Source organism: uncultured Serinicoccus sp. (assembly GCF_947500995.1).
Classification (GTDB): Bacteria; Actinomycetota; Actinomycetes; order Actinomycetales; family Dermatophilaceae; genus Ornithinicoccus.
In genome coordinates this window covers 153604-164952 of sequence record NZ_CANMUA010000009.1, presented here as the reverse complement: position 1 = coordinate 164952, position 11349 = coordinate 153604, and the positions used below count along the sequence as shown (strand labels likewise).

General features: G+C 74.7%; 10 protein-coding genes. 6 read left to right on the top strand and 4 right to left on the bottom strand.

The features are described 5' to 3' along the window. Positions 1-51: 51 nt before the first annotated feature. The 3 genes from Q0967_RS14860 to Q0967_RS14850 all read right to left on the bottom strand — a co-directional run bounded on the left by Q0967_RS14860 (position 52) and on the right by Q0967_RS14850 (position 2833). Entirely contained in the window at positions 52-792 is a 741-nt protein-coding gene (locus Q0967_RS14860; RefSeq protein ID WP_298751179.1) for a fasciclin domain-containing protein, read from the bottom strand. Positions 793-823: 31 nt separating this feature from the next. Next, positions 824-2314, bottom strand: a complete 1491-nt coding sequence (locus tag Q0967_RS14855) for a molybdopterin-dependent oxidoreductase (RefSeq protein WP_298751177.1) — start codon at positions 2312-2314, stop codon at positions 824-826. 90 nt (positions 2315-2404) lie between these two features. Continuing rightward, positions 2405-2833, bottom strand: coding sequence for a GNAT family N-acetyltransferase (locus Q0967_RS14850; protein ID WP_298751175.1), 429 nt, complete (start codon positions 2831-2833; stop codon positions 2405-2407). Positions 2834-2999: 166 nt separating this feature from the next. Between Q0967_RS14850 and aceB the strand changes: the two genes are divergently transcribed. Genes aceB through Q0967_RS14820 form a run of 6 tightly spaced genes read left to right on the top strand, consistent with a single transcriptional unit; the run spans position 3000 to position 10115 of the window. After that, positions 3000-4616 (top strand): malate synthase A, encoded by a 1617-nt coding sequence (aceB, locus tag Q0967_RS14845; RefSeq protein ID WP_298751173.1) that lies wholly within the window; start codon positions 3000-3002, stop codon positions 4614-4616. Positions 4617-4671: 55 nt separating this feature from the next. Beyond that, positions 4672-6147 (top strand): FAD-linked oxidase C-terminal domain-containing protein, encoded by a 1476-nt coding sequence (locus tag Q0967_RS14840; protein ID WP_298751171.1) that lies wholly within the window; start codon positions 4672-4674, stop codon positions 6145-6147. Beyond that, the gene (locus tag Q0967_RS14835; RefSeq protein WP_298751169.1) at positions 6147-7451 is read left to right on the top strand and encodes an FAD-binding oxidoreductase; all 1305 of its coding nucleotides are present in this window, start codon (positions 6147-6149) and stop codon (positions 7449-7451) included. The genes Q0967_RS14840 and Q0967_RS14835 overlap by 1 nt, the downstream gene beginning before the upstream one ends. Next, positions 7451-8872 carry a (Fe-S)-binding protein gene (locus Q0967_RS14830; protein WP_298751167.1) on the top strand — a complete coding sequence of 474 codons (1422 nt, stop codon included), beginning with the start codon at positions 7451-7453 and terminating at the stop codon, positions 8870-8872. The genes Q0967_RS14835 and Q0967_RS14830 overlap by 1 nt, the downstream gene beginning before the upstream one ends. Beyond that, on the top strand, positions 8869-9618 hold the full coding sequence (locus Q0967_RS14825) for an IclR family transcriptional regulator (protein ID WP_298751164.1): 750 nt from the start codon (positions 8869-8871) through the stop codon (positions 9616-9618). Before Q0967_RS14830 ends, Q0967_RS14825 begins: the two co-directional genes overlap by 4 nt. Continuing rightward, positions 9615-10115 carry a type II toxin-antitoxin system PemK/MazF family toxin gene (locus Q0967_RS14820; protein ID WP_298751162.1) on the top strand — a complete coding sequence of 167 codons (501 nt, stop codon included), beginning with the start codon at positions 9615-9617 and terminating at the stop codon, positions 10113-10115. The genes Q0967_RS14825 and Q0967_RS14820 overlap by 4 nt, the downstream gene beginning before the upstream one ends. On the opposite strand, the gene Q0967_RS14815 is transcribed toward Q0967_RS14820, so the two are convergent. After that, positions 10100-11344, bottom strand: coding sequence for an MFS transporter (locus Q0967_RS14815; protein ID WP_298751160.1), 1245 nt, complete (start codon positions 11342-11344; stop codon positions 10100-10102). The genes Q0967_RS14820 and Q0967_RS14815 overlap by 16 nt on opposite strands. Positions 11345-11349: the final 5 nt, after the last annotated feature.

Genomic DNA, 11349 nt, shown 5'->3' with positions numbered 1-11349 from the left:
GGTCCGTGATGGTCACCCCCCGGTGTCTCGGGCCGGGGGGCGGTCCGCAGGTCAGCCCTGCGGCATCAGCACGCCGTCGATGAGGTAGACGGTGGCGTTGGCGGTCTGGACGCCGCCGCAGATCACCGAGGCGTCGTTGACCATGAGCTCGTCACCGGAGCCGGTGACCTCGAGGGTCTCGCCCTGGACCGTGGTCTGCTCGCTCACGACCTCGTCCGGCGTCAGCTGACCCGGCACGACGTGGTAGGTGAGGATCGAGCTGAGCAGGTCGGCGTCCTCCTGCAGCGTGGACATGGTCTCCTGGTCGATGGCCTCGAAGGCCTCGTCGACCGGGGCGAAGACGGTGAACTCGTCGCCGTTGAGGGTGTCGACGAGGTCGACGTCCGGGTTGACCCCGCCGGAGACGGCGGCGGTCAGCTGGGTGAGCAGCGGGTTGTTGCCCGCGGCGACGGCGACCGGGTCCTGGGCCATGCCCTCGACCGAGCCGTCGCCGTCCGGCACCTGCTCCGCGTAGTCGGCGCAGCCCGGGCCCACGAGGTTGGCCGCGGGGTCCATCTCGCCGCCGGCCATGTCCTCCTCGGTCTCCATCTCGTCGTCGGCCATGTCGTCCTCGGACTCCATGTCCTCAGAGGCCATGTCCTCGGACTCCATGTCCTCGGAGGCCGTGTCCTCGGTCGACTGCTCGGCCGAGCTGCCGCCCTCGGCGGCCATGTCGTCACCCTCGCCGCCACAGGCGGACAGGGCGAGCGCGGAGGCCATCGAGACGGCCAGGATTCCCTTGGAGATACGCATCATGCATTCCTTTCTGATCGGGTCGGGCGGCTCAGGAGACGGAGACCGTCACGTTGTGCCACCCGGTGGACCCGTCAGGAGCGATGGGCTCCCGCCGGGAGGTCTGGGTCTGGCCCGCGCGGTCGGTCGCGCGGACCTCGAGCCGGTGCGAGCCCGGCTCCGCCGACCAGGTCCAGCGCCAGGCGCGCCAGGTCTGGTCGGAGTCCTCGACGCCGAGCTCGGCGTCCTGCCACTCCCCCTCGTCGGCGCGCACCTGCACGCGCTCGATGCCGACGGTCTGCGCCCAGGCGACACCGGCCACGGTCACGTCACCGGCCTCGAGCTGGGCGAACGAGCCCGGCACGTCGATGCGGGAGGAGAGCTTGATGGGGGCCTTCGCGGCATACCCGCGGTCGGTCCAGTAGGCGGTGAAGTCCGCGAACCGCGTGACCTCGAGCTCGGTCAGCCACTTGGTGGCCGACACGTAGCCGTACAGCCCGGGGGTGACCATGCGCAGGGGGTGGCCGTGCTCGGCCGGCAGCGGGCCGCCGTTCATCCCGACGGCGAGCAGCGCCTCGCGCTCGTCGGTGAGCACCCCGAGCGGTGTCCCGGCCGTGTAGCCGTCGACGCTGACGGAGCGCACGGCGTCCGCACCGTCCTGCACCCCTGCCTCGGCGAGCAGCTCGCGCACCGGGACACCGAGCCAGGTGGCGGTCCCGAGCAGGTCGCCGCCCACCTCGTTGCTCACGCAGGTGAGGGTGATCCGACGTTCCACGAGGTCCCTGGCGAGCAGGTCCTCGAGGGTCAGCTCCAGCGGACGGTCCACCATGCCGGTGATCCGCAGCACGTGGGACCCGGCGTCCACCGCCGGCACCTGCAGGGCGGTGTCCACCCGGTAGAAGTCAGGGGTAGGCGTGACGTGGGGCGTGAGTCCGTCGACGTCGAAGCTGACCCCGTCCGGCACCGGCTCGGCAGCCATGGCGGGCGCCGGGAGGTCGACCTCGCCACTGCCGGTCGCGCCTCCGAAGCTGCGGGTGGCGCCGCCCGCCGCCCCCAGGGCGGCGACGCTGGACGTGGCGACGAGGAAACGGCGCCGGTCCAGCCCCGACCCCTGCCCGGACCGCGCCGGCAGCGCCGAGAGCAGCCACGCGAGGCCACCGACCCCGACCAGCAGCATCCCCGCAACGGAGGCCGCGACGGCCGGAGCACCACCGCCCTGCGCGGGGTCGAGCACCATCGCCACCCCGGCCAGGAAGACCAGGAGAGCAGTGCCGACGAGGGCGGTCGCACGGCGCCGCACGCCGACCCACCCGAGGGCGAGGAGCAGCCCGACCAGCGTCACCAGCACCCCGCCCAGCAGGACGGCCTTGTCGGCCTGGCCGAAGGTGCTGATGGCCCACTCCTTGAGCGGGCGGGGGGTGAGGTCGACCGCGCGGTTGCCCACCGCCACGACCGGTCCGGTCACGTCCAGGAGCTGAGCCAGCCCCTCCCCGGCGAGCACCCCGGCGCCGCCGGCGAGCAGTCCGGAGCCGGCTCCGGCCACACGCTGGCCTCGCGAAGGGGATGTCGTCGTCATGCCCAGGGTTCGGCTCGGACCCTGGTTCCGGATGGTGTGATCTAGGTCACACCACGGTCACCGTAGCTGGACGAAGGCGCGCAGCCGCCCGTCCTCGTGGTCCCGGATCTCGGTCCACCCGAGCGACTCGTAGAAGGCACGCTGCCCCGGTTCGTCCTCGGTGAGCAGGACCTTCTGGCGGCACCGGGCGAAGGGCTCCAGGGCTGCGACCACGAGGGCGCGCCCCACCCCCTCGCGTTGCAGCTCGGGGCGGACGAGGACGTCCTGGAGGTAGGCGATGGTCGCCCCGTCGGAGATGACCCGCGCGAGGCCGAGCAGGTCCTCGCCGTAGCGGGCCGTGACGACCCGGGACGACCCGGCGACCGCGGCCTCGAGGGTCTCGGGGTCGGTCGTGTAGGAGGACCAGCCCACGGCGTCGTAGAGCCCGAGCAGCTCCTCGCGACCCGGGCGGTCATCAGCGCTGATGAGGATCTCGTGGCCGGCCACGCCGCCAGCCTAGCCAGCCGTCCGGGCCTGCGCCATCGCTCGTGCCACGGGTCCGCCGGCCGAGGTCGGAGGCGGCGGCGGAGGTGGACGTCGACGTCGTCCGCGGCTACCATCGTTTCACTCAGCGAACTCATCATTCCATTGTGTGGAATAGCCGGAGGTGCTCATGACGACCCCACCCACCCCCGTCCTGGATCTGCCGGACGGCGTCCAGGTCACCGGCGCCGTCCGCCCCGGCTACGAGCAGATCCTCAGCCGGTCGGCGCTCGAGCTGGTCGCCACCCTGCACCGGGAGCTGGAGCCGCGTCGCCGACAGCGCCTCACCGCCCGCGCGGAGGTGGTCGCGCGGGTCTCCGCCGGGGAGGACCTCGACCTCCTCCCCGAGACCGAGCACGTGCGCGCCGACCCCACCTGGGTGGTCGCTGACCCGGCACCGGGGCTGGAGGACCGGCGGGTCGAGATGACCGGACCGACCGACCGCAAGATGACGATCAACGCGATGAACTCCGGCGCCCGGGTGTGGCTGGCCGACCAGGAGGATGCGAACACCCCGTTGTGGGAGAACGTCGTCGAGGGCCAGATCAACCTGCGCGACGCGATCCTGGGCACCATCACCTACACCTCCCCCGAGGGCAAGGAGTACGCCCTGACCACCACCGACCAGGGCCGTCTGCCGACGATCGTCATGCGGCCGCGGGGCTGGCACCTGGACGAGAAGCACGTCACCGTCGACGGGCAGCGGGTCGCCGGCGGCCTGGTGGACTTCGCCCTCTTCATGTGCGCGAGCGCTCGGGCCCAGCTCGACGCCGGCAAGGGCCCCTACCTGTACCTGCCCAAGATGGAGCACCACCTCGAGGCCCGGCTGTGGAACGACGCCTTCGTCCTGGCGCAGGAGGCGCTCGGACTGCCTCGCGGCACGATCCGCGCCACCTGCCTGATCGAGACCTTCCCGGCGGCCTTCCAGATGGAGGAGATCCTCTGGGAGCTGCGCGAGCACTCTGCCGGGCTCAACGCCGGCCGCTGGGACTATCTCTTCAGCGTCATCAAGACCTACCGCACCCGCGGTGCGGACTTCGTGCTCCCCGACCGGGCCGCCGTGACGATGACGGCGCCGTTCATGCGCGCCTACACCGAGCTGCTGGTGAGGACCTGTCACCGGCGCGGTGCCCACGCCATCGGGGGCATGGCGGCCTTCATCCCGTCGAAGGACGAGGAGGTCAACGCCGCGGCCTTCCAGAAGGTCACCGCCGACAAGCAGCGCGAGGCCGACGACGGGTTCGACGGCTCCTGGGTGGCGCACCCCGGCATGGTGCCCACCTGCCGGGAGGTCTTCGACCGCGTCCTGGGCGACCGGCCGCACCAGCTCGACCGCACCCGCGAGGACGTCCAGGTCCGTCCCGCCGACCTGCTGGCCGTCTCCGCCACCCCCGGTGAGGTCACCGAGCGAGGGCTGCGCGCCAACATCGAGGTGGGCATCCGGTACCTCTCCGCCTGGCTGACCGGCCGAGGCGCCGTCGGCATCCACCACCTCATGGAGGACGCCGCGACCGCCGAGATCAGCCGCAGCCAGGTCTGGCAGTGGCTCCACCAGGGGGTCACGCTGGCGGATACCGGCGAGACGGTGACGCGCGAGCTCGTCCGCCGGCTCACGGACGAGGTGCTCGCCGACCTGCCCGGCCAGGGGTCGGAGGACCGCGCGGCCACCGACCTCTTCCTCCAGGTGGCCGTCGCTGACGACTTCGTCGACTTCCTCACCGTCCCGGCCTACGAGACGATGCCCTGAGCCGACCGGCGACGGTGACCTACGCTGGGCCGAGGGTGCACCGAGGAGGCAGGCGATGACGCAGACGGACGCACGGACGGGGATCCCCGCACTCCTGCAGGAGCTGCGTGGCCTCCTGCCCGACCATGTCCTGGTCACCGACCCCGCCGAGCGCGAGACGTATGCCTGCGACGGGCTGGCGGCCTACCGCGTCCGACCCGCGCTGGTGGTCCTGGTGGAGAGCGCGGACCACGTCGCGCAGGTCCTCCGCTCCTGCGCGCGCCACCACGTCCCCTTCGTCGCCCGGGGCTCCGGCACCGGCCTGTCGGGAGGTGCGCTGCCCCACGCGGACGGCGTCCTGGTCGTCACCAGCCGGCTGCGCACGCTGCACGAGGTGCGCGCCCAGGACCAGCGCGCCGTGGTGGACCCCGGCGTCGTCAACCTCGCCGTGAGCAAGGCCGCGCACCCCCACGGCTACTACTTCGCGCCCGATCCCAGCAGCCAGCAGATCTGCTCCGTCGGCGGCAACGTCGCGGAGAACTCCGGCGGCGCGCACTGTCTCAAGTACGGCTTCACCGCCGGGCACGTGCTCTCCCTCGAGGTGGTCACCCCCGACGGCGAGCAGGTCACCCTCGGCACCGAGGCCCCGGACCCCCCGGGCTACGACCTGCTCGGCGCCTTCGTCGGCAGCGAGGGGACGCTCGGCGTCGCGACCCGGGCCACCCTCCGACTGACCCGGCTGCCCGAGGAGGTCCGCACCTGCCTGGCCGGTTTCGCCAGCACCGACGAGGCGGGAGCGGCGACCAGCGCGATCATCGCCGCAGGGATCGTGCCCGCCGCGATGGAGATCATGGACGCCCTCGCCATCGAGGCGGCGGAGGCGGCGGTGTCGTGCGGCTACCCCGAGGGGGCCGGGGCGGTGCTCGTCGTGGAGCTGGACGGGCCGGCCCTGGAGGTCGAGGGCGAGCTGGAGCAGGTACGCCGGATCTGCCGCGAGCAGCGGGCCGTGGAGTTCCGGACGGCGACCGACGCCGCCGAGCGCGCCGAGATCTGGCGAGGCCGCAAGTCCGCGTTCGCCGCGGTGGGCCGGATCTCCCCGGACTACATCGTCCAGGACGGGGTGGTGCCCCGCACCGCCCTCCCGGAGGTGCTCCGGGAGATGGGCAGGATCAGCGCCGACCGAGGGGTCCGGGTGGCCAACGTCTTCCACGCCGGCGACGGCAACCTGCACCCGCTCGTGCTCTTCGACGCCGACGAGGAGGGGGCGACCGGTCGCGCCGAGGAGGTGTCCGGGATGATCCTCGACCTGTGCATCGCCCACGGCGGGTCCATCACCGGTGAGCACGGGGTGGGTGCCGACAAGGCGCGGTACATGCCGCGCATGTTCGAGCCGGCCGACCTCGACACCATGCAGCTGCTGCGGTGCGCCTTCGACCCGGACGGCCTGGCCAACCCGGGCAAGATCTACCCCACGCCGCGGATGTGCGGCGAGCGCCCACGGGTGGTGCACGCCGCGGACGAGCCGGCCGTCGGCGGGGCCGAGGTCTTCTGATGACGATCGAGCGCCTGCTCGCGGCGACCTGCGCCGTGCGGCCGGCCGGCGACGAGGACGCCGTCGACGGCGTCCCGTCCCAGGTGGTGGCGCGGCCGGCGTCGGCGCAGGAGACCTCCGCGCTGCTGCGGACGTGCTCGGCGCACGGGCTGGCCGTGGTGGTCCGCGGCCACGGGAGCAAGCTGGGGTGGGGGCGTCCGCCGGAGCGGGTGGACGTCGTCCTGGAGACGGGCGCGATGGCGCAGCTCGTCGAGCACTCCCGCGGCGACCTCGTCGCGACGGCCGGTGCCGGTATGCCGCTGTCCCGGCTGCGCCACCTGCTCGCCGGGGCGCGGCACGAGCTGGTGGTCGACGACCTCGCGGTCGGGCGCGGGACGACGGCGGGCGGTTCGACCCTCGGCGGGGCGGTGGCGACGAACCTCTCCGGACCCCGGCGGCTGCGGGCGGGGCCGCTGCGCGACCTCGTCATCGGGGTGCGTCTCGTGCTCGCCGACGGGACCGTCGCCCGGGCCGGCGGCAAGGTCGTCAAGAACGTCGCGGGCTACGACCTCGGCAAGCTGGTCACCGGGTCCTTCGGCACCTTGGCGGTCATCACCGAGGTCACCGTGCGGCTGCACCCCGAGCCGTCGGAGGTCCGCCAGGTGCACGCCCTCGTGCCGCGGGGGCGCCTGGCACCGGTGCTCGCGCACCTCGTCGCCGGCCAGCTCGCGCCGCACACCCTCGACCTGCACGCCCGGCCGGGGAAGGACGTCCGGGTGTCGGTCGGCCTGGGCGGCGGCCCCGGGAGCACGCAGCGCCGGGCCGACCTGCTCGCCGCCGAGCTGTCCGCCCCCGGTCTCGCCGGTGACGCCGTCGCCGTCGCCGACCCCGAGCGCACCGACCTCCAGGAGGTCGCCCCCGTCGTCCCGGGCGCCGCGCCCAGGTCCACCGACGAGGAGGTCGCGGGACGGCCCACCCTGCTCACGGTCACCGCGCGGCTCAGCGGCATACCCGAGCTGGTGCAGGTCGCGAACGACCACGGGCTCACCGTCACCGGGTCCGCCGGGGTGGGCGCGCTGCGCGCCACGCTGCCCGAGCCGACCCCGGTACCGGCGGTCCTGGAGGCGGTGGCGGCGGTGCGGGCGGCCACGACGGGCCTGGGTGGGTCCACGGTCGTCCTCGACGCCCCGCCCGCGGTGAAGTCCGCCCTCGACCCGGCCGGCACCTGGGGCCCGGTGCCCGGGCTGGAGCTCATGCGCCGGGTGAAGGCGCAGTTCGACCCCGGACGCACCCTGGCCCCCGGACGCTTCGTGGGAGGACTGTGATGACTGCCGAGCCCGGACCCCGCCCCCGGCGCACGCTGCTCGGGATGCCCCGGGTCCGCGGGACCGCCTCCCCCGTCGTGGCCGACCCGGCCTTCGACGCCCTGCGGCCGCCCGACCCGGACCTGCTCGACGACTGCGTGCACTGCGGCTTCTGCCTGACCACCTGCCCCACCTACCAGCTCTGGGGCGAGGAGATGGACAGCCCCCGGGGCCGCATCGACCTCATCCGGTCCGCCTCCGAGGGGGCTCCCCTGACCGCCGCGACGGTCGGGCACCTCGACGCCTGCCTCGGCTGCATGGCCTGCGTGACGAGCTGCCCCTCGGGGGTGCGCTACGACCGCCTCCTGGAGCAGACCCGGGCCCAGGTCGAGCGCCGGGTCACCCGGCCCCGTCGTGACCGCGCCCTGCGCGCGCTCATCTTCGCCCTCTTCCCCTACCCCGCCCGGCTGCGGCTGCTGCGGGGGCCGTTGCGCGCCGCGCAGCGCTCGGGCGTCCTCGGCCTGCTGCGCCGGACCGGCCTGGTGGGCCGGGTCAGCCCTGGGCTGGAGGTCATGCAGTCCCTGGCGCCGCCGCTGGGCCCCAGGGTCACCGTGCCGCCCCGCACCCCGGCGCAGGGGCCCCGCCGCGCGGTGGTGGGGATGCTGACCGGGTGCGTGCAGCGCGAGTTCTTCGGGGAGGTCAACGCCGCGACCGTCCGGGTGCTCGCCGCGGAGGGGTGCGAGGTGGTCGCCCCCGCCACCCAGGGCTGCTGCGGCGCGCTCTCGGTGCACACCGGCCGCGAGGAGGAGGGCCGGTCCTTCGCCCGGCGCCTCGTCGACACCTTCGACGAGGCCGGGGTCGACGTCGTCGTCGTCAACTCCGCCGGATGCGGGTCCACGATGAAGGAGTATGCCGAGCTGCTCGCCGACGACCCGGACTACGCCGTCCGCGCCCGGGCCTTCGCCGAGCGGGTGCGCGACCTCGCCGAGCTCCTCGTCGAGCTGGGTCCCGTGGCTCCGCGGCACCCGCTGACCACGACCACCTCGCCCGTCACCCTTGCCTACCACGACGCCTGCCACCTGCGGCACGCCCAGGGCGTGATGGACGCCCCGCGCGAGCTGCTCGGCGGCATACCGGGGGTGGATCTCGTCGAGATCCCGGACGGGGAGATCTGCTGCGGGTCCGCGGGCGTCTACAACATCCTCCAGCCCGAGCCGGCGACCGAGCTCGGCGACCGCAAGGCCGCGAGCATCCTGCGCACCGGGGCCGGGCTCGTCGTCACCGCCAACCCCGGGTGCCTCATGCAGATCAGCCGGGCGCTCGAACGCGCCGGGCACCCGGTGCCCTTCGTCCACACGGCGGTGGTGCTGGACGCGTCCATCCGCGGGGTCCCGCTGCCCGGAACGTCGTCAGGACCGCGGGGGGAGGGCACGGACCGATGATCCGCGACCACGAGCGGCCCCGCGGCGTGCAGTCCGTCGACCGCGCCCTCGACATCGTCGAGCTGCTCGCGAGCACCTCCCCCCTCGGGGTCACCGAGATCGCCCGCGAGGTGGGCCTGGCGCCCGGCACGACGCACCGCCTCGTCTCCGGGCTGGCCGCACGCGGGTGGGTCCGGCAGGACGCCGACCGGCGGTACGCCGTCGGCCCGGCGGCCCTGCGGGTGGGTGACGCGTCCTACCGGGCCCTGGGCACGGCGGCTGCTCCGGCGCTGCGCGAGGCCGTCGTGGAGACCGGGGAGACCGCCAACCTGGCGGTGCGGGAGGGGGAGGCCATGGTCTACGTCGCGCAGTCCCCCTCCCCCCACACCCTGCGGATCTTCGCCGAGGTCGGCCGCCGGGTGCCGTTGCACTCCACCGCGGTCGGCAAGGTCGCGCTCGCCGCGCGCCCCGGCGACACGTGGCCCGAGCTCCTGGCGCACCGGCCGCTGGAGGCGAGGACACGGCATACCCTCACCACCGTGGCGGCGCTCACCACCGAGCTGGCCGCCGTCCGCGAGCAGGGCTTCGCGCTCGACGACGAGGAGCAGGAGCTCGGGGTGCGGTGCGTGGCGGTGCCGGTGCCGGTCGGCGGGCTCGAGGTGGCCCTGTCGGTCAGCGGGCCCACCGAGCGGCTCACCCGCGAGCGGGCCCGCGAGGTCGTCCCCGTGCTGCGGCGCATCGCCGGCGGTCTGGGCGACGCGTCATGAGGGCACGGGACGTGGGCCGGGTGCTGCTGCGTGCCGCCCGGACGGCGGGGCGCGCGACGACGCGGCGGCAGCGGGACGGGACGGACGGCCCCCGGCCCGGCCCGGGCACCGGCGCCCGGTTGGGCTACGCCCCCGTCGCGGACGACCGGGCGGACCCGGGCGAGGTGGTGTGGGCGTGGGTGCCGTACGAGGAGGACGCGAGCCAGGGCAAGGACCGCCCGGTGCTCGTCATCGGCCGGGAGGGTCCCCTGCTGCTGGCCCTGCAGCTGACCAGCCAGGACCACGACCGCGACGCCGCGCAGGAGGCCAGGGCGGGACGACACTGGATCGACGTCGGCAGCGGCGGGTGGGACCACCGGCGGCGGCCCAGCGAGGCCCGGGTCGACCGGCTGCTGCGGCTGGAGCCCAGCGCGGTGCGCCGCACGGGGGCACAGCTGGACCGGGTGATCTTCGACCGCGTCGTGGCGCAGGTCCGCCGGCACTACCCCGCGCTCTGAGCCACCCGGACCCGGCGTCGGCGGTCGATGCGGCCGACCCGGTGCGCCACCCAACCGGTGCCGAGCAGGCAGAGGGAGCCCACGACGACGCAGACCGCGGCGAGCGGGACCACGAGCGAGAGCCCGGACACGAGCAGCGGGCCCCCGAGCCCGCCGACGTCCCCCGCGAGCCGGTAGCCACCGAGGTACTGCGCCCGGCCCTCCTCCGGGGCCGTGTCGGCCCCCAACGTCATGACGATCCCGGAGCCGAGCCCGTTGCCGACCGCCATGAGCAGCGCCAGCAGGGTGAACCCGGTGACGGCGCCGGCGAGCGGCAGCAGCACCACCCCCAGCCCGATGAGCGCGACCACGGGCACGGCCACGACGGTGCGGCCGGCCCGGTCCATGGCCCATCCCGCGGGGTAGAAGAGGCAGATCTCCAGCAGGGCCGCGGCCCCGAAGACGAGCGAGGTCGTCGCGGCGGAGATCCCCACGTGGTCGGCCCACAGCGGCAGCAGGACCATCCGCAGGGACCGCGCCCCGGAGATGACGACGACCGCGCTGCCGACCGAGGCCAGGGTGCGCCAGTGGTGTCGCAGCACGGCCAGCACGCGGGCGGGACGGGCGCCGTCTGCCCGCGCGGCGCGCTCGTGCCCGGCCGTGAGGTCCGGCGCCAGCTGCACGACGACGGCGGAGAGCAGGGCCATCGCTGCCGCCAGCCAGAAGACCGAGCGCAGCTCCCCCGTCACCGCCAGCAGCACGCCGCCGAGGACCGGACCGAGGAACCCCCCGATGCGGTGCGAGCCGCCGAGCGTCGACATGGCCCGGGCCCGCAGGTGGACGGGGGCGACGACGATGAGGAAGCCCTGCCGGGCCAGCAGGAACACCGCCCAGGTCATCCCGCTGGCAACGACCCCCGCACCCAGCACCACCAGCGAGGGCGCCAGGGCGACGACGACGAGGGCCAGCGCGTCGGCCACGCCCGCGAGCACCATGGCCCGCCGCTCCCCGATCCTGGCGACGAGCGCCCCCGCGGGCAGAGCGCCCAGCAGGCTGCCCACCCCGAGCAGGGCCACGACGAAGGCGGCCTCGCCGATGCTGGCCCCCAGGTCACGCGCGAGCAGGGCCAGCACGGGGGTGATGGCGCCCAGACCGACGGCGTTGACGACCGTGGGGGCGAAGGCGGGGAGCGCGACGTCCCGCAGCCGGAACCCCGGGTCGACGGCACCTGCACCACCCCGCCTGGCCACGGCAC